The sequence below is a fragment of the Arthrobacter sp. zg-Y820 genome, assembly GCF_030142155.1.
Taxonomy (GTDB): Bacteria; Actinomycetota; Actinomycetes; order Actinomycetales; family Micrococcaceae; genus Arthrobacter_B.
On sequence record NZ_CP126247.1, the window covers coordinates 2,485,381 to 2,502,401 of the forward strand.

Here is a 17,021-nt window from a genome sequence, read left to right on the forward strand (position 1 = left end):
TGTCCCCCGCACCTCCGGCAGCCTCCCGGCTGCCGCTGTCCGGCCAGCCGGGATTTTCCCAGCCGACCTACACCGAGAACTTCTTTGAGGCCGTCGGCGGGCACGAAACCTTCACTAAGCTGGTCGACGCTTTTTACGACGGCGTCGCCGACGATCCGCTCATGCGTCCCATGTATCCCGAAGAGGACCTGACCGCGGCCAAGGAGCGCCTGCAGCTGTTCCTCGAGCAGTACTGGGGCGGCCCGCGGACCTATTCTGACCAGCGGGGACACCCGAGGCTGCGGATGCGCCATATGCCTTTTACCGTCACGCCCCAGGCCCGGGATGCCTGGCTCAAGCACATGCGGGCCGCCGTGGACACCCTGGAACTGGCTCCGCTGCACGAGGCAACACTGTGGGACTATCTGGAGCGCGCCGCCCACTCCATGGTCAACTCCGCCTAGATCCCGTGCCCTGGTTCCCGGCGCGGGAGCCTCCGACGCTCAGAACTCCAGGACGGAAGCCGAACGCACCAGTACATGGCCGCGGGGCATGCTCAGCCGGGTCCACCGGCCGCACCTGAAGGTCGCTGCGCTGCCGCCGGCAGCGCTGCCCTCTCCGGGGAGGAAGCCAAGCGTCAGCGCCGCGAACGCCGCTCCGGCGGGAATGGCAGCAGCGGTATCCGGCAGAGGCCGCCCCCAGACGGCGCCGCGGGCGGTATTGACGACGGGCGCCCCGGCACTGGCGGGGACCAGCGCAGCGACTTCCCGGATGCCCCGGTGCGCCGCCTGCTCGAGCAGCTTGAAGGGAACATCGTCGCCGCGTTCCCATCCGCTGCGCGGCGCGCCCACGCCCGTCCAGCTCTCGGTGACGGTCATGGGCGGCACCGGAAGCACCGTGTCGGCTTCGCCCATTCGTGCCAGCCGGTCGGCAATGGAAGCCAGGGACACGACGGTGTCGAGGCTGGCCGGCTCGGCCAAGGGCATGGTGCGCATTCCCAACACCGTGGGGAGGTCCTCCCCCAGCGCCCGCGGCCGCAGAACGCAGACGTAGGCGGCCAGCACGTTGCCGACGGCCTGCAGCCGCACCGCGCCGTCGTCGGCGGCGCGGGAACGGATGACGAAGGTGCGAAGATCCGCGGTGACCTGCGGGTCGGCGAGGACCAGTCCGGTCGGAGGTGTTTCGGGCCGGGCGGTCATCGGTTAGCTCCGCTCGGCTCTGCGGCACCCGTGCGGTCCGGCACGGCACTGCCGCCCCGGAACGGGACCGGTTCCCCGCGCCAACTCTCCAGAACCCGGACCTGCAGATCGGACAATTGCTGGGGACGGCCGCTTTCAGCATCGGCCATCACCAGTGTGCTCTGCGCGTAGGCATAAACCCGGCCGCCGTCGTCGTCGGCAATTCGAAAGCCGTACGTCAGGCTGGAACTGCCGATCCCGGTCACCCAGATGTCCACCCAGACGGGCTCCTGCCGGTATACCAGCGGGGACCGGTATTCGATTTCCTGCCGTGCCACCACCGCCATCCCGGCCCGGGAGGTGAGGGAACGGAAGCTCTGCCCTCCGGCTTCGGGGAATAGCTCCTCCCCCAGCGGCATCAGGCCCAGGCGCACGCGCGCCTCTTCCAGGAACTGGACAAAGCGCACATTGTTCACGTGCCCGTTGGAATCCTCGTCGCCAAAGCGCAACTGGATCGGAAAGCGGTTGATAGGCATGACCCCATCCTCTCAAACCTGCGGGGCAGCACGGTAAACGCCCGGCTTGGGTCTTGTCGGCGGGGCGTCTAATCTCGAAGAGGGAACCGGCACCCACGCGGCCCCTACATCTGAGCTTTTCCGAGGAGAATAACCCCCCATGGCGCTAGACGACACCGTCGATCCCACTGCTTCCCTGCTGAGTCTGCTGACCCTCAGCCCTGCGGACGGCACGCAGACGGACGAGGACAGTTTTGTCGGCGGATCACGGCCGGAACCGCAGAAGCGGGTCTTCGGCGGACAGGTCCTGGGACAGTCGCTGGTTGCCGCTACCCACACGGTGGAGCCCGACCGCCTGATGCACTCCATGCACGCCTATTTCCTGCGCCCCGGAGACACGGAGGTTCCCATCACCTTCGGTGTCGAGCGGCTGCGCGACGGCCGCTCATTTTCGGCCCGCAGAACGCATGCCTACCAGAACGGCGTTCCCATCCTGTCCATGATCGCGTCCTTCCAGGTGCCCGGCGAGGGGCTGGATCACCAGGTGGAGATGCCGGAGGGTATTCCGGAGCCGGAGTCCCTGCCCACCACGGCGGAGCTGCTGAAGGGCATCGATCATCCGGTGGCCAAGGCCTGGTCCCACCAGCGGCCGATGGATATCCGGCACGTGGAAAAGCCCGTGTATTTCGAGGCCGGACCGGACAAGGTTGCCCGCAACGCCGTCTGGATGAAGTCCTTCGGCCCGCTGCCCGATGATCAGAACCTGCACCGCGCCGCCCTGGCCTACGCCAGCGACTACACGCTGCTCGAATCGGTCCTGCGCCGGCACGGGCTGGCCTGGTCCGCCCGGGGCATGTCCATCGCCAGCCTCGACCACGCCATGTGGTGGCACCGCCCGCTGCGCGTAGATGACTGGCTGCTGTACGTCCAGGAATCCCCCAGCGCCTCCGGCGCCCGCGGCCTGGCCAGCGGCCGGATCTTCAACCGGGCCGGCGAGCTCGTCGCCACCGTCGCCCAGGAAGGCATGGTCCGGGTTCCCGACCAGCCCTAGGGTTTCACCAGATGCAAAGAACCCGCTCCGTTTGCACGGAGCGGGTTCTTTTTGTGCTTCTTTCAGTTCGCAGGCACGAACCGCGTTCTGCCTAGTCGCGCGTCAGACGGCGGTGGGTGACCCGGTGCGGCTTGGCTGCATCAGGCCCCAGGCGCTCGATCTTGTTCTGCTCGTAGGCCTCGAAGTTACCCTCGAACCAGTACCAGTTCGCGGGGTTCTCTTCGGTGCCCTCGTAGGCCAGGATGTGGGTGGACACGCGGTCCAGGAACCACCGGTCGTGAGAGACCACCACGGCGCAGCCGGGGAATTCCAGCAGGGCGTTCTCCAGGCTGGAGAGCGTTTCGACGTCGAGGTCGTTAGTGGGCTCATCGAGCAGAAGCAGGTTTCCGCCCTGCTTCAGCGTCATTGCCAGGTTCAGGCGGTTGCGCTCACCACCGGAGAGCACACCGGCCTTCTTCTGCTGGTCCGGGCCCTTGAAGCCGAACGCGGAAACATAGGCACGGGACGGCATTTCGACCTGGCCAACCTGGATCCAGTCGTGGCCATCGGACACAACCTCCCACAGGCTCTTTTCCGGATCGATGCCGCCGCGGGACTGGTCAACGTAGGAGATCTTGACGGATTCGCCGATCTTCAGCTCACCGCCGTCGAGCTCTTCCAAGCCGACGATCGTCTTGAACAGCGTGGACTTACCCACACCGTTCGGACCGATCACGCCAACGATGCCGTTGCGCGGCAGCGAGAAGGACAGGCCCTCGATGAGCTGGCGGTCGCCGTAGCCCTTCTGCAGGTCCTTGGCTTCCAGCACCAGGGAACCCAGACGCGGGCCCGGCGGAATCTGGATTTCTTCGAAGTCCAGCTTGCGGGTGCGGTCTGCCTCGGCAGCCATTTCCTCGTACCGGGCCAGACGCGCCTTGGACTTGGTCTGGCGTCCCTTGGCATTGGAACGGACCCAGTCCAGTTCCTCGGTGAGGCGCTTGGCCAGCTTCTGGTCCTTCTTGCCCTGGACCTCCAGTCGTGCCCGCTTCTTTTCCAGGTACGTGGAGTAGTTGCCCTCGTACGGGTAAAGATGTCCGCGGTCCACTTCGGCGATCCACTGGGCAACATGGTCCAGGAAGTACCGGTCGTGGGTCACGGCCAGGACGGCGCCGTGGTAAGCCGACAGGTGCTGCTCGAGCCAGAGAACGCTCTCTGCGTCCAAGTGGTTAGTGGGCTCATCGAGGAGCAGCAGATCCGGCTTCTGCAGCAGAAGCTTGCACAGCGCTACGCGGCGGCGCTCACCACCGGAGAGAAGTGTGACGTCGGCTTCGGGCGGCGGGCAGCGCAGCGCGTCCATGGCCTGCTCGAGCTGGGAATCAATATCCCAGGCATCGGCAGCGTCAATGGCTTCCTGCAGCTTGCCCATTTCGTCCAGCAGGCTGTCAAAGTCAGCGTCCGGCTCGGACATTGCTTCTGAAATTTCGTTGAACCGCTGGATTTTGGCATAGATCTCGCCAACGCCCTCCTGGACGTTGCCGAGTACGGTCTTTTCCTCATTCAGCGGCGGCTCCTGGAGCAGGATGCCCACGGAGTAGCCGGCGCTGAGCCGGGCCTCACCGTTGGAAGGGGTATCCAGTCCGGCCATGATTTTGAGGATGGTGGACTTACCCGCACCGTTGGGACCCACCACGCCGATCTTGGCACCGGGGTAGAAGGACATGCTTACGTCGTCGAGGATAACTTTGTCGCCAACGGCCTTGCGGGCCTTGGTCATCGTGTAGATAAATTCCGCCATACAACCAAGGCTAGTGCGTCAACGGCAATAAGTGCCATTTGGGCCCGACCCGCCCACGCTCCGGGCCGGCTGGGCGGGCGGGCGGGGGCATCCGGGCGGGGGCGATCCGGGCGGGGACAGCCGGGAACCAACGGAGCAGACTAGCCGGCCGCGGACCAGGACCAGGGGATGCCAACGGCTAGCCGTCGAACCTGCCAAGGGTCTTAGCACTGACCCCACAAACAAGGGTCTTAGCGCTGATCCCCCACAAAGCAGAATCCCGAGTCCAGCACCGGAAGAACGGTAACGGCAACCTTTCCGTCACGCACCTCGCCGAAGAGGCATTCACCCTCGCTTACCGTTGCGCCGCGAATGGAATCCACGGCAAGACCGGTGGGCGTGATGTCCAGGGAGACCTCCACGGAGTCTTCGGGGAAGCCAGCCGCAGCGAAAGCCTGGCGGACCGCTTTCGCACCGGGGCTGGGCTGCGAAGCGGCGAGCGCTGTCAGGGACGCCGTCAGGCTGTCGGCAGGCACCTCTGAAACCACGGGGATCCCTGTGTTCAGCGCTCCGTCAGCCTGCGCGGATGACGCTGCAACATCCGGGTGCCCTGCAGGAGCTGGAACAACTGAGGGCTCCGCAACCGCCGGCGCTGCCGGGACCGCGGCCGGAGCAAGCAGCGCCGCGGATCCGGCCAGCAAAACGGTGAGGGTCAACCGGGAAAGCCTGCCGGTACGGCGTGCGGGAATCATCCGCTCATTGTGCCATGCCCCCGCCCGGATGCCTCAGCGACGACGAACGGGTCGTCGGGGCCTCCGCCTGCGTCCTCATGAGTGGTGTCTCCATCACCGGCTGCACCGGCAAGCTCCCCGGTCTCCAGGTCCAGGTCCGCGGGAAGATCATCGGTTGCCGGTTCTTCCCCGGCGGAGGCATTGGCTGCGGCGCGGTCCTGGACGTTGCGCCGGTAGTTGGCGGTTCCCCACATCAAGTCGTGGCCGACGCTCTCGGCATCGATATCGACGGTGGTGCCGCTGCGTCCGTCGTCCAGCGCCCACTGACGGACTTTCAGCCGCCCGGTCACGATCACGCGGTCTCCCTTGTGAATGCTGAACGCCGAGTTTGTTGCCAGCTGCCGAAACAGGCTGACGGAATACCAATTGGTTTGGCCGTCTACCCAGCTTCCGGTTTCACGGTCATAACGCCGCTCCGTGGTGCACATCCGAAATCCTGCAATGGCGAGTCCGCTGTCGGCGGTGGTGCTCCGGACCTCCGTGGCTACATAGCCGCGGACGGTGATGGTGTCGCTCATGCTGTTCCCTGCCTGCCTCTGAGTGATTCCCGTAAGTGAAATCCTGAACCGGACGGGTTCCGCCCGCACGGAAAAGTCTGGCTTCGGCAGGCCGCCAGCGGGGCGCCGGCGCCGGCAATTGTGGATTGCCGGCCGGGTCCGGCCTGGTACGAGTGGCTGTGGAGGACTCTTGCCCGCGCAGTGGTGGTTCCGGTCTTGCGGTGCGGAACCGCGGCTTGGGAGCGGGAGGTGAGAACTTAAAAGAAAAAGGCCGACGCCCCAACCGGCAGCGGTGCACTGCAAGTTGGGACATCGGCCAATGAGTGCCCCCGGCAGGATTCGAACCTGCGACCAAGAGATTAGAAGGCTCCTGCTCTATCCCCTGAGCTACGGAGGCGACCTGTCGATGATACTACGCAGCGCCGGTGATACAGCGACGCAGCGTGCCGGCTCCGCTGCAGGGCCGGTCCGGGTTCGACAACCACACGGCCTTCCGGCTTCACCGCAGTGGGCTCCCGCTCCCCTCTTAGAGATCAGCCGGCTGGTGATCCAGCCGGCAAGAATTTCCGGGCAGCTGCATCCAAAGACCTGTCTCCACAAGTAGAGGAGGTGTAAGCAACACCACATCTTCGCCGACCGGCGGAGAAGACTACCAAGGAGACACCATGCGTAAGACCGTCACCGCCCTTGCAGCAGCAGCAGGCTTGACTGCCGGAGTCGGATTCCTGACCCCTGCTGCAGCAGCGGACACCGCCCAGCTCTCCGTCCTGCATGCTGTACCCGACACCACGGTTGATGTGTACGTCAACGGGGCACTCACCCTCGACGATTTCACCCCCGGAACCCTCGCCGGTCCCCTCGACCTGGCCGGCGGCAGCTACGAGCTGGCCATCACCGCCCCTGACGCCGCTGACGCCTCCGCACCAATCATCGGACCAGTGACCGTGGACCTGGCCGCCGGCGGAAACTACACTGCCGTTGCCAACCTCGACGCGTCGGGAGCTCCCACCGCAAACTTCTACACCAATGACCTCTCCACAGTGGCTCCGGGCAAGTCGCACCTGACGGTCCGGCACACCGCGGCGGCTCCCGCCGTCGACGTCCTGGCTGGCGGTTCTCCCGTGATCAGCGGGCTGGAGAATCCGGGTGAAGAGACTCTGGCGGTCGACGCCGGAACCATTGCGGCTTCAGTGGCGGCCGCGGGAACCACCGAGCCGGTTATCGGTCCGGCAGACCTGACGCTGCCCGAAGGCACGCATACGTTTGTTTACGCCTGGGGTTCGCTGGCGGACGGAAACCTCGCCCTCGCAACCCAGACCGTTCACGGCATGGAGTCGGCGCCGAACGCGGTGCCGGGTGCGCTGGCCACGTCGAACGACGGCCAGGCCCTCGCAGCCGGAGGCATTGCGGTGATGCTTTTGGCCGGCGCCGCCGTGGCGGTGCGCCGCAGCAGTACAGCGGCCGCTTCCCGCCGGTAGCAGCGGCACCCGGGGTTCCGAGGCACCCGGGAATCTCATGCCCCGGGATTTATGTCCGGGAACCAACCCCGGAACAACAGCAGCGGGGCCGGCCGCCGGCGGATCCATTTGCCGGCCGCCGGTTCCGCTGGCCCCGCTCTGCAAACCCCCAGTCCCCGCAGCACAGCTCCGAAAGGTTGCCAGAATGACCCGACCCGCACCCAGCCGCCGTCGTCTGTGGGCCGGTGCTGCACTCGCGGCCGCGTTAGTCGCCGGCTCCACAGCCTGTGGCCAGGAAGCGGCTGACGAGCCGACGTCGGCCCCTCCTGCCGCTGCCCCCGCATCGCCCGCCCCGTCCCCAACCGCGACCGCGGCCACTCCAACCGCGGCCGCTCCCATCGACATCCGCCCGGCAGTTCCGGAACCCGCCGTCAGCATCCCGCGTCCGGTGCGCGTTCAGGTGGAAGGAACGGGAATTGACCTTGAGGTCATTCCGGGAGGAGTGGAGGCAAACGGTGCAATGGCCCTGCCGGACAACCACGACCAAGCCGCGTGGTACCGCTACGGTCCCGCACCCGGTGCGGAAGAAGGCTCCAGCGTCCTCGCCGCACACGTGGATTCGCGCACCGAGCAGCTGCCGATCGCCGGACTCAAGGACGTGCCCGCAGGAACCGTCGTAACCGTCACCCGGGAGGACGGTTCAGTGCTGCGGTACGCCGCCGAAGGTGTGGAAAACATCGCCAAAAAGAGCCTGGACGGCCACCGACTTTTTGACCGCACGGGAGAACCGCGGCTGAAACTCGTCACCTGCGGCGGACAGTGGCTGGAGGCACAGGATGACTACGAAGATAACGTGGTCCTGACAGCGGCACCGGTATCATAGGCAAAACTGCCGATCCGAGGGGCGGGCCGGATGGCCGCGCCGCATTGGACCGGATTCCCGAGACCAGGAGACCGCACTCGATGCCAGCCGGTTCCGTTGAGCAGGACGCGGCCCTTGACCGCGCCTTCGCCTCCGGCAGCCAGACGGCCCTCGCTGAGGCCTACCGCCGGTTCGCTCCCCTGATCCGCTCGCTCGCGCTCCGGCGCCTGGCTGATTCTGCTGCCGCCGACGACGTCGTGCAGGAAGTCTTCATCCGTGCATGGAAATACCGGGCCAGCTACTCCCCCGAACTGTCCGGCCTCCTGTCCTGGCTGGTCGGCATTACCCGCAATGTGGCCCTCGGCATGGGCGCCTCACGGATCCGCGAGGCGAACGTCTGGGAGGCCGCGGCCTCCCAGCGCCGGGAAGAAGCCGACGACGGTGTCGGCAATCCGGATCGGGTTGCCGACAAGGTGGTCATCGATGCGGAACTGGACCGGCTCGGCGAACCGCAGGGCTCAATCCTCCGACTGGCTTTCCACGAGGACCTGACCCACCAGCAGATTGCCGACCGGCTCGAACTGCCGCTGGGGACCGTTAAGAGCCATATACGCCGAAGCCTCGTTCATCTGAGGCAAAGATTGGAGGTCAGTGATGCAGCACCTGCCTGATGACGCGCTCACCCTCCTGGCGTTGGGTGAGCCCGCCACCGACGAGGAAACCGCCCACTTGGAACAGTGCCCGCGGTGCCGGGCCGATTTTGGTTCCTTCTCCCGGGTGGTTACCGCTGCCCGCCGGACAAGCACCCAGGAATCCGGCAGCGGCCGGCAGCCGGCCGCTGCGCCGCCGGAGCGGGAGGACCCCTCCGATGCAGCCCTGCAACCTCCGGCACCCTCCGTGTGGGCAGGCATTCACCAGGCGCTCAACCTCGACGAAGAGCTGTGGGAAGACCCGCTGGCCTCCCCAGTGCCGTCCCTGGCCGCTGCCCGGCGCCGGCGCACCGTCACTTGGCTGGCCGCTGCGGCAGCCGCCGTCGTCGTCGCCGGAGCAGGGACCTGGGGTGCGCTGCGCACAGTGGATTCGGTGTCCGGCCCCGAACCGGTTGCTTCGGCGGACCTGGCACCCCTGGCGTCCTACTCCGAGACGGGCAGCGCCGTCGTTGATCAGCTGCCGGACGGCCGGCGCGAACTCGTGGTGACCTCCGGCAGCGACGCCGCCCAGGGCTACCGGGAGGTCTGGCTCCTGGCACCCGACGCGCAGTCGATGGTCAGTCTCGGCGCGATGGCAGGCACCGAAGGGCGTTTTGAGCTGCCCGCCGGCCTGGATCTGAACCGCTATCCGGTGGTGGATATTTCGGACGAGCCGTTTGACGGCGACCCCGCGCACTCCGGGAATTCAATCCTGCGCGGACAGCTGGATCTTTAGTTCATGCTTCTTGGGGGACGTTTTTTAGTGGATGTGGTTCTTTAGTGGATTTCGGTACTGTCGGATCCGTCATAACGCAGTGGTGGTCCAAGGTCGCTGACGGTTTTTCGCGCGGCGCTCCCCTGGAGGTCGCTTGGCCGGTCCTGCTCCTGATCGCCGCCGCCGCTGCGGCACTCACGATTCCCCGGCCCGTGTGGCGTTGGTTCGGCCTGTTCGTGACGTTCGTCCATGAGCTCGGGCATGCGTTTGCCGCCCTGATGACCGGGCAGGTGGTGAAGGGCATCGAGCTGCGATTCGATCATTCCGGGCAGATGCGCAGCATGGGACGCAGCCGCTTTGCCGCTGCCTGGACAGGGTTCTGGGGCTATCCGGTTCCGGCCGTTACCGGCGCGCTCCTGGTCTGGGCCGCCTTCTCCGGCTGGGCCGGATTTGCGCTGTCCGCCGGTGCCCTGGTGCTGCTGGCCGCGCTGCTGTTCATCCGCAATGCCCAGGGTCTGCTGATTGCCTGCGGCTGCGCCGCCGTTTCGGTGATGCTGGTGTGGTTTGCCACGCCTTTTGCCGTTTCGTGCATCACGCTGGCGGTGGGAATTGCCCTCCTGTCGGGCGCCGTCCGGGACTGGCTGAACGTCCTGAGCGTCCACACCCGGCGCAGGCGGTCCCTGCAGAGCTCGGACGCCTACATCCTCTATCAGCGCACCGGCGTGCCGTCGGCACTGTGGCTGGCAGCGTTTGCTGCCGTGATCACGGCGTCAGTGGCTGCGGCACTCTGGTGGGCCCGCCCCGCGGCCGGCTGGTTGTCCTGAGCGCTGCGCTGAGCCACGGATTCCCGGGTCACTCCTCCGGCAGGGTCACCCGCAGTTCCAGTCGGTGCTGGCCGTCGGGTTCCTGCGTGAAGTGGGCCTTCCCGGCGATGCCGGCGAGCCCGTCAGTGCCGGAGCCGGGAATAATGTGGCCGGAGCTGGCGGTCGCGGTTCCTTCGGCGACGCCCCAGTGCTGAATGACCATGGTGCCTTCCCGCCCGGCAATGGATCCTGCGAACACCTCGGAGCAGACATAGCCGGCGCCGACGGCGTTTCCGGCCATGATCAGGTCCGCCACACTGGTGCCCAGGATGTCGCCTTCAAAGATCTTCACTGCGCGGACTGTGGAGAGTTCGCTGTTGGTTCCTTCCACCTGATAAGGCGTCGGTTCCCATTCCGAGACATCAAAATCTGCCGTAATTACGTGTTCTGTTCCGTCGGTCATCCTTCCAGTATCCCGTGTCCGACGGCGGATTGCATGCCGCGGCGCGGCCGCCGGTAGCCTTATCGCTGTGTCCGAACAGGACACGGCACCTGCATCACCTAAGGAGAACCACCCGGAATGTCGCAGAAATTGGCCCCTTTGCAGGAGCGCTTCATGCACCGCAAATCGTTATGGATTTGCTTCGCTGTGGTCCATTTAGTCTTCTTCGCAGCGTTGTCGTCGCTCATTTTCTCAGGCGGCGTGCTCAGCGACATCATCTTCTACCGGCAGTGGGCCTTCGACGGCATCGAGAACGGCATTTGGCAGGGCATCAGTGCGGACTGGGTCTATCCGATCGGAGCACTGGTTCCCATGCTCCTGGCCGCTGTGCTGGGCTGGGGCCCGTATCAGCTGGTCTGGTTCCTCATCTTCACGGCGCTGAACGCCGCTGCCGTGGCCGTTCTGAGCAAGCCGGGAACCCCGGTCCGCTATGCGGCTTCGTATTGGTGGCTGCTCATCACCGGGCTGCTGGGCCCGGTGGCTGTGGGCCGAGTGGACGGCCTTACGGCACCTCTGGTGGTCATCGCGCTGCTGCTGCTGGCCAAGCGTCCCGTCGTGGCTTCGGCCCTGCTGGCGTTCGCCACCTGGATGAAGGTCTGGCCGGCGGCGGTGATCCTGGCGGTCCTGGTCACCTGGCGCCGCCGCGGAACGCTGCTGCTGACCGGCGCGGCTGTATCCCTTCTCATGGCCGGAGTTGTGGTCGCCGGCGGCGGAATCTCCCACCTGCTGTCCTTCATTGGCGCCCAGGGTGCCCGCGGCATGCAGATGGAGGCCCCGTTCACGACGCCCGGGCTGTGGCAGGCGATTCTGGGCGGATCTGATGCCTACATTTTCGAGGACAAGCTCATCAACACGCGCGAGGTCCGCGGTGCACTCGGCGAGCCGGTGGCCGCGCTGATGATGCCGCTGCTGGCGCTGGCGGCCCTCGCCGTCGTCGTCCTGCTTCTGTGGGCCATGCGCCGGGGAGCCGACGCCGGGCAGCTGCTCATCGCCGGATCGCTGGCGCTGGTGGCCGCATTCATCGTGTTCAACAAGGTGGGCTCGCCGCAGTTCATGCTGTGGCTGGGCGCCGTGGTGGCCGTCGGAGTGGCCTGGGAGGGCCGCAGCTGGCGCGTCCCGGCGATCCTGATGCTGGTCATCGCTCCGCTGACCACACTGGTTTACCCGATGTTCTACGCTGCGCTGTACAACGACCTGAACGTGGTTGTGGCGCTGCTGCTCACGGTCCGCAACATCCTGCTGCTGGTCCTCTTCGTCTGGTCGCTGGTGCGGATTGTCCGCCTGACCAAGGCAGGCGGCGCCGGCCGCCTCAGCGCACCCGGAGTTCGCCCGGAGACGGCTCCGTAAGCTTTCGCTGGAAGAGGACCTTCGTCTTGCGGTCCAAGAAGATCAGATACAGCGCGAAGCCCAGCGCCGTCACGGCAGCAATCTGCCTGGCGGCGCTGAGGCTGAAGTCGAAGTAGGGCCAGATGTCCAGCTGGTCGCTGATCGCGTAAACCATGAAGAACGAGACCAGCAGGTAAAGCGTTTTCACCTGCCAGTCGTTGCGGATTCCGGTGACGGCAAACAGCGGAATCAGCCACACCACGTACCAGGACTGGATCATCGGCGCGAGCAGGACGACGGCGGCAAACGCCAGGGCCAGACGGCGCACCAGCCTGCTGTACTCGCCCACGAACATGTGCCAGAGCACGATCACGACGGACACGACCCGGCCGACGGTGTGCACGATGTCGGCAAACGTCCAGCCGGGAAGGCCGAGGGCATTGCCCAGGGTGGCGACGAGCATGCCGAGGAAGCCGACCGGTGCGTACCAAATCCAGACGCTGCCGGGAGTGCTCAGCGCACCGACCCAGCCAAAGCCGAAACCGTTCACGATGCCCATGATCCACAGGATGCCCAGGGAGATTCCGGCGGTCATGAACCAGTAGAGGAATTTGCGCGGCCAGGAAGCGCCCTTGCCCGCCCACATCAGGCCCACGAAGGGCAGCAGGATGACGGTGATCGGCTTGATGCCAATGGACAGCGTGATCAGCAGGATGCCGGGAAGCGCACGCTTGGTGGCGGCCAGGTACAAGCCGGCCAGTGCCAGCCCGATCATCAGGGCGTCATTGTGGATGCTGGCAATGAAGGTGGTCAGGAACAACGGGTTGGCCGCCGTCAGCCACAGGGCGCGGTTGGGGTTGATGTTGTGCAGTTCGGCGAGCTTGGGAACGTAGTAGACGCACAGCGCCACACCGATCAGGGAGATCAGCCGAAAGAGCAGGATCGAGAACTCCGGCTGGCCGTCGGTGATGCCGACGACGAGTTCCTCCAGCCACAGGAACACCGGGCCGTACGGCGTGGGGCTCTGCGCCCACAGATCGTCGGCGCCGGTCTGCAGATAATTGGAAATCTGCGAATAGCCGTCCTTGTACGGATTCAGCCCGCTGACCATGACCAGGCCCTGCGCAATGTAAGCAAAGACATCGCGGCTGAAGAGCGGCAGTGCCAGGCACATCGGACCGCCCCAGGCAACGATCGCCTTCAGCACCACCGGCCGGGTTTCCGGCCCCCAGGACGTGATGCGCTGCCCGAGCCTCAGCCACGAACGGACGAGGAGCATGCCGCCCAGTGCCAGCAGGAAGACGGCAAGCACGGAGCCCTCCGGCTCAAACCGGAGCCACATGATCACCGGGTTGCGGCGCAGGTCATAGGAAGCCAGGGACAGCCATCCGACACCAAGCGAGCCGGCAAGCATCATGATGGAACCGACGAGGCCCTGGATGATCGCGACGTTCGGATTGTTGGCTTTCGCGATCTCCGTGTCCGGAGACGAAGGCTCGGTCGCGGGGACCTGGGCGGTCATCTGCGTGGTTCCAATCTTTGGGTTTGTACGGTTACCCAACGGCGTGGCGGCGCGGGCCTGATTTCACGGCGAAGGCCGGATTTCACGAGCTGCAGTCACCAGCAGCAAATCAGCGTGGCCGACGGTACCGTACAACCAGCACCGATGCACCGCGGCGAGGACCGTCAGTAGCCCAAATATTAGCATCGCAGCGCGCGCAAATCCGGGATGGTGCGGACGCGCCGGAGCCGGAACACAGGTATGCGGGGTGCGTCACATACACTGACATCCGTTTGGATCATCAACGCAAGGCGGTATGGGCTGTGGGGCGCCACCGGGCAGACAGTGAAGACAGACAGAAGCACGACGACGGACCGCAGGTTCCGGTGCCGCAGCGCAGGCGCGGAGACAGCGAGGAACCCGTTTCGACACTGCGACCTGTCAGCAGCGAGGCACTGCGTCCGCGCCGCAGCTCCAAACCTGCAGCCGCCGGCTCCGCGGCGCCGAAGCCCTTCCGGAAGCCCTCGCAGAAGCCCGCCCAGATCAATTACGATCTGCTCGGCTGGGGCTTCTTCCTGACCGCCACCGCAGCCGCAGCCATGGTTTGGGTCGGCGTCGACTGGCCTGTCACTGCCGCATCCGCCCTCGTGCTTCTCCTGGCCTTTGCGGCCGTCTGGTACGCCTCGTCGACTCCTTCGGGCGTCGTGACCGTCCCGGTTGCGGATCCTGCCCCGGCCCCCGCGGCTCCGGTCGAGACTGTGGCTCCGGTCCAGATTGTGGAACCGGCAGCACCTGCAGTACCTGCTGCTGCAACGCTGACGGCACCGACGGCATCAGGAGTTGCTGCGGCTGCTGCGGACTCAGCCGACACCGAGGAGCCCGCGGAAAGCCGCTGGACACGCACCTTCGGCCCGCCCGAAACCGGCCAGCTCCCGATCCAGCGACACAACGCCGCTGCCGCCTCCGCCGTCGTCGTGCCCGCTGCTCCCGACGCCGATTCTCCGGACCGCAGGCAGCGCAGCCACTCCGGCCTCTGACGCTCCAGCTTCTGATCCTCCGGCCTTGGAACCTCCGGCACCGCCGAAGGCACGGATTCTTCGGTGCGTGCATCGCAACACAGCGCGCCGCGCGCTGCCGGAGCCAAGCGGTACATTGGTTCTGTGCCAATAACTAATGAACGCATTGTCTGGATTGACTGTGAAATGACCGGGCTGGACATCACGAATGACGCCCTGATCGAAGTGGCAGTCCTGGTGACCGACTCCGAGCTGAATATTCTGGGGGACGGGGTGGACGTCGTCATCCGTCCCGATGACGCCGCCCTCGCGCAGATGGGTGACTTTGTGCGGAACATGCACACCACCTCCAAGCTCCTGGATGAACTGCCGAACGGCATGTCCATGGCTGAGGCGGAAGCCCAGGTGATTGACTACATCACCAAGTGGGTTCCGGAGCCCAAGAAGGCGCAGCTGGCCGGGAACTCAGTGGGCACTGACAAGATGTTCCTGGCCCGGGACATGCCCGAGGTCATCGATTACCTGCACTACCGGATCATCGATGTCTCCACCATCAAGGAACTGGCACGCCGCTGGTATCCCCGCGCGTACTTCCAGGCGCCCGCCAAGACGGGAAACCACCGGGCGCTGGGCGACATCGTGGATTCCATCAATGAACTCCGGTACTACCGCCAAGCCGTTTTTGTGCCGGCTCCGGGACCGGACTCGGCCACAGCCAAGAAGATCGCCGCGGGCATCATCGAGGACATCAAAGGTTAGCTCGGTCACATTTGGGCCACCCGGCCCGAACTTGGTCAGGACTACCCGAAAAACCGTGTAAGCTTGATTCCGCTGCCCCAGATAAATGAGTTTGCAAAGACCACTCGCCTGGACTTTGGAAATATGTTATCCGGGGCACATGGTGGGTATAGCTCAGTTGGCAGAGCGCCTGGTTGTGGTCCAGGAGGTCGCGGGTTCAACCCCCGTTACTCACCCCAATGAAGTTGGCAGGACCAGCTTCACAAAGGCCGCCCCGGTTTGATTCGGGGCGGCCTTTGTTGTGTTTGACTGTTATGAGGTGCTCCGGCCCGCCGCAACGACCGCAGCGCAGCGCCGCAGCAAGCCAATGAACCACCGGCCACCGCCGCTGAAAATCAGTGTGGCCAGCCAATGAGGAGATGCCGCCTTGGAGCGCAGCTTGTTCGAAGAAGACCATGAGCTTTTCCGCGACCTCGCCCGGGAATTCAACGCCCGCGAGGTTGCCCCCGGGTATGCCCGGTGGGATGCCGAACACATGATGCCCCGGCAGCTGTGGACGGCCGCCGGCGAACAGGGCCTGCTCGGCCTGGCCGTTCCGGAAGAGTTCGGCGGCGCCGGCATGCCCGACTACCGCTTCCGCGCCGTAATGGATGAGGAATTCGCGAAAGCCAACCACCTCGCGGTCGCCCTGGCGTTCCACCTGCACGACGACATGGTCCTCCCCCATCTGCTGGCCTACGGCTCCGACGACCTCAAGGAGCGCTGGCTGCCGGACATGGTCAGCGGCGCCAAGGTCACCTCCGTGGCCTGGACGGAGCCCGGTGCCGGCAGTGACCTGCGCGGCATCCGCACCAAGGCCGTCCGCGCCGACGACGGCGGCTGGCGCCTGAGCGGCCAGAAGACCTTCATCGGCAACGGAATCAGCGGCGATGCGTCCCTGGTCCTGGCCCGCACCGACGGAAGCACGGGCCGCGGCGGCAGGGACTCGTTCAGCATGTTCATGGTGGAAAAGACCGAGGGCTACGTCACCGGCGGGCAGCTGGACAAGATGGGGCTGAAAGCCTCGGACACCGCCGAGCTTTTCTTCGACAACGTCCTTGTTCCGGAGGGGAACCTTGTCGGCGAAGTGGGCCGCGGCTTGGAGTACGCCGCCGGCCAGCTCCCCCAGGGCCGGCTGGCCATCGCCGTCGCCTCCTCCGCCGTCGCCCGGCAGATCTATGAAGCCACTGTCGAGTACACGAAGAACCGCAACGCCTTCGGTGAACGGGTTGCCGACTTCCAGAACAGCCGCTTTGCCCTGGCCGACATCCTCACCGAGGTTGAGGTCACCGAGGCATACGTGGACTCAGCCATTGGAGCGTTCAACGAGGGGAAGCTGGACGCCGTCTCCGCGGCCAAGGCCAAGCTCTGGGCCAGTGAACGCGTCAAGTCCATCACCGACCGCTGCCTGCAGCTGCACGGCGGCTACGGCTACATCCTCGAGTACCCGGTGGCGCAGGCGTTCCTCGCCGCACGGCTGCTGACCATCTTCGGCGGCACCTCCGAGATCATGCGCGAAGTCATCGGCCGGCAGATCACCGCCTAGCCGCCGCGCTTGCCGCACCCGCACTTCTTGCAGCACCAGCACCGCCCGTCCTACAGAAAGACA

Annotated in this window: 18 protein-coding genes and 2 tRNA genes; 12 read left to right on the top strand and 8 right to left on the bottom strand. The window is 65.7% G+C overall.

Going from position 1 to position 17,021, the window contains the following annotated elements:
* Positions 1-29: 29 nt before the first annotated feature.
* Entirely contained in the window at positions 30-443 is a 414-nt protein-coding gene (locus tag QNO08_RS11250) for a globin (protein ID WP_269439166.1), read from the top strand.
* A gap of 39 nt (positions 444-482) precedes the next feature.
* On the opposite strand, the gene QNO08_RS11255 is transcribed toward QNO08_RS11250, so the two are convergent.
* Together QNO08_RS11255 and QNO08_RS11260 are read right to left on the bottom strand one after the other, a co-directional pair.
* Complete coding sequence (locus tag QNO08_RS11255; RefSeq protein WP_229965405.1) at positions 483-1,178, bottom strand: DUF8185 domain-containing protein; 696 nt, start codon at positions 1,176-1,178, stop codon at positions 483-485.
* Entirely contained in the window at positions 1,175-1,693 is a 519-nt protein-coding gene (locus tag QNO08_RS11260) for an acyl-CoA thioesterase (RefSeq protein WP_229965404.1), read from the bottom strand. The genes QNO08_RS11255 and QNO08_RS11260 overlap by 4 nt, the downstream gene beginning before the upstream one ends.
* Before the next feature lie 139 nt (positions 1,694-1,832).
* Between QNO08_RS11260 and QNO08_RS11265 the strand changes: the two genes are divergently transcribed.
* Positions 1,833-2,723 (top strand): acyl-CoA thioesterase, encoded by an 891-nt coding sequence (locus QNO08_RS11265; RefSeq protein ID WP_229965403.1) that lies wholly within the window; start codon positions 1,833-1,835, stop codon positions 2,721-2,723.
* A 91-nt stretch (positions 2,724-2,814) separates the two neighbouring features.
* Here the strand turns inward: QNO08_RS11265 and ettA are convergent, their stop codons facing one another.
* The 4 genes from ettA to QNO08_RS11285 form a co-directional block, all read right to left on the bottom strand.
* Positions 2,815-4,497, bottom strand: a complete 1,683-nt coding sequence (gene ettA, locus QNO08_RS11270; protein ID WP_229965402.1) for an energy-dependent translational throttle protein EttA — start codon at positions 4,495-4,497, stop codon at positions 2,815-2,817.
* A gap of 230 nt (positions 4,498-4,727) precedes the next feature.
* Complete coding sequence (locus tag QNO08_RS11275; RefSeq protein ID WP_284155593.1) at positions 4,728-5,024, bottom strand: DUF6993 domain-containing protein; 297 nt, start codon at positions 5,022-5,024, stop codon at positions 4,728-4,730.
* Positions 5,025-5,224: 200 nt separating this feature from the next.
* On the bottom strand, positions 5,225-5,785 hold the full coding sequence (ssb, locus tag QNO08_RS11280; protein WP_229965400.1) for a single-stranded DNA-binding protein: 561 nt from the start codon (positions 5,783-5,785) through the stop codon (positions 5,225-5,227).
* A gap of 303 nt (positions 5,786-6,088) precedes the next feature.
* Positions 6,089-6,161 (bottom strand) — tRNA-Arg (locus QNO08_RS11285).
* Positions 6,162-6,429: 268 nt separating this feature from the next.
* On the opposite strand from QNO08_RS11285, the gene QNO08_RS11290 reads away from it, so the two are divergent.
* From QNO08_RS11290 to QNO08_RS11310, 5 genes are all read left to right on the top strand, one after another.
* Positions 6,430-7,242 (top strand): DUF4397 domain-containing protein, encoded by an 813-nt coding sequence (locus QNO08_RS11290; protein WP_229965399.1) that lies wholly within the window; start codon positions 6,430-6,432, stop codon positions 7,240-7,242.
* Between the two features lie 184 nt (positions 7,243-7,426).
* Positions 7,427-8,104: a class F sortase gene (locus QNO08_RS11295; RefSeq protein WP_229965398.1), complete on the top strand. Its 678-nt coding sequence runs from the start codon at positions 7,427-7,429 to the stop codon at positions 8,102-8,104.
* Between the two features lie 80 nt (positions 8,105-8,184).
* The gene (locus QNO08_RS11300; RefSeq protein ID WP_229965397.1) at positions 8,185-8,754 is read left to right on the top strand and encodes an RNA polymerase sigma factor; all 570 of its coding nucleotides are present in this window, start codon (positions 8,185-8,187) and stop codon (positions 8,752-8,754) included.
* Positions 8,738-9,508: an anti-sigma factor gene (locus QNO08_RS11305; protein WP_229965771.1), complete on the top strand. Its 771-nt coding sequence runs from the start codon at positions 8,738-8,740 to the stop codon at positions 9,506-9,508. The genes QNO08_RS11300 and QNO08_RS11305 overlap by 17 nt, the downstream gene beginning before the upstream one ends.
* A gap of 44 nt (positions 9,509-9,552) precedes the next feature.
* The gene (locus QNO08_RS11310; RefSeq protein ID WP_229965396.1) at positions 9,553-10,311 is read left to right on the top strand and encodes a M50 family metallopeptidase; all 759 of its coding nucleotides are present in this window, start codon (positions 9,553-9,555) and stop codon (positions 10,309-10,311) included.
* Between the two features lie 28 nt (positions 10,312-10,339).
* On the opposite strand, the gene QNO08_RS11315 is transcribed toward QNO08_RS11310, so the two are convergent.
* Positions 10,340-10,753, bottom strand: coding sequence for a DUF3224 domain-containing protein (locus QNO08_RS11315; RefSeq protein WP_229965395.1), 414 nt, complete (start codon positions 10,751-10,753; stop codon positions 10,340-10,342).
* Between the two features lie 153 nt (positions 10,754-10,906).
* On the opposite strand from QNO08_RS11315, the gene QNO08_RS11320 reads away from it, so the two are divergent.
* Entirely contained in the window at positions 10,907-12,139 is a 1,233-nt protein-coding gene (locus QNO08_RS11320) for a glycosyltransferase 87 family protein (RefSeq protein WP_229965394.1), read from the top strand.
* Here QNO08_RS11320 and mptB read toward each other — a convergent pair.
* Entirely contained in the window at positions 12,102-13,640 is a 1,539-nt protein-coding gene (mptB, locus tag QNO08_RS11325; protein ID WP_229965393.1) for a polyprenol phosphomannose-dependent alpha 1,6 mannosyltransferase MptB, read from the bottom strand. The two genes, QNO08_RS11320 and mptB, sit on opposite strands and share 38 nt — an antisense overlap.
* 302 nt (positions 13,641-13,942) lie before the next feature.
* On the opposite strand from mptB, the gene QNO08_RS11330 reads away from it, so the two are divergent.
* The 4 genes from QNO08_RS11330 to QNO08_RS11345 all read left to right on the top strand — a co-directional run bounded on the left by QNO08_RS11330 (position 13,943) and on the right by QNO08_RS11345 (position 16,958).
* On the top strand, positions 13,943-14,656 hold the full coding sequence (locus tag QNO08_RS11330) for a hypothetical protein (protein WP_229965392.1): 714 nt from the start codon (positions 13,943-13,945) through the stop codon (positions 14,654-14,656).
* A 123-nt stretch (positions 14,657-14,779) separates the two neighbouring features.
* A complete protein-coding gene (gene orn, locus QNO08_RS11335; RefSeq protein ID WP_284015751.1) occupies positions 14,780-15,394 on the top strand; it encodes an oligoribonuclease in 615 nt (204 codons plus the stop codon).
* A 142-nt stretch (positions 15,395-15,536) separates the two neighbouring features.
* Positions 15,537-15,612: transfer RNA gene (locus tag QNO08_RS11340), tRNA-His, on the top strand.
* 188 nt (positions 15,613-15,800) lie between these two features.
* Complete coding sequence (locus tag QNO08_RS11345) at positions 15,801-16,958, top strand: acyl-CoA dehydrogenase family protein (RefSeq protein WP_229965391.1); 1,158 nt, start codon at positions 15,801-15,803, stop codon at positions 16,956-16,958.
* Positions 16,959-17,021: the final 63 nt, after the last annotated feature.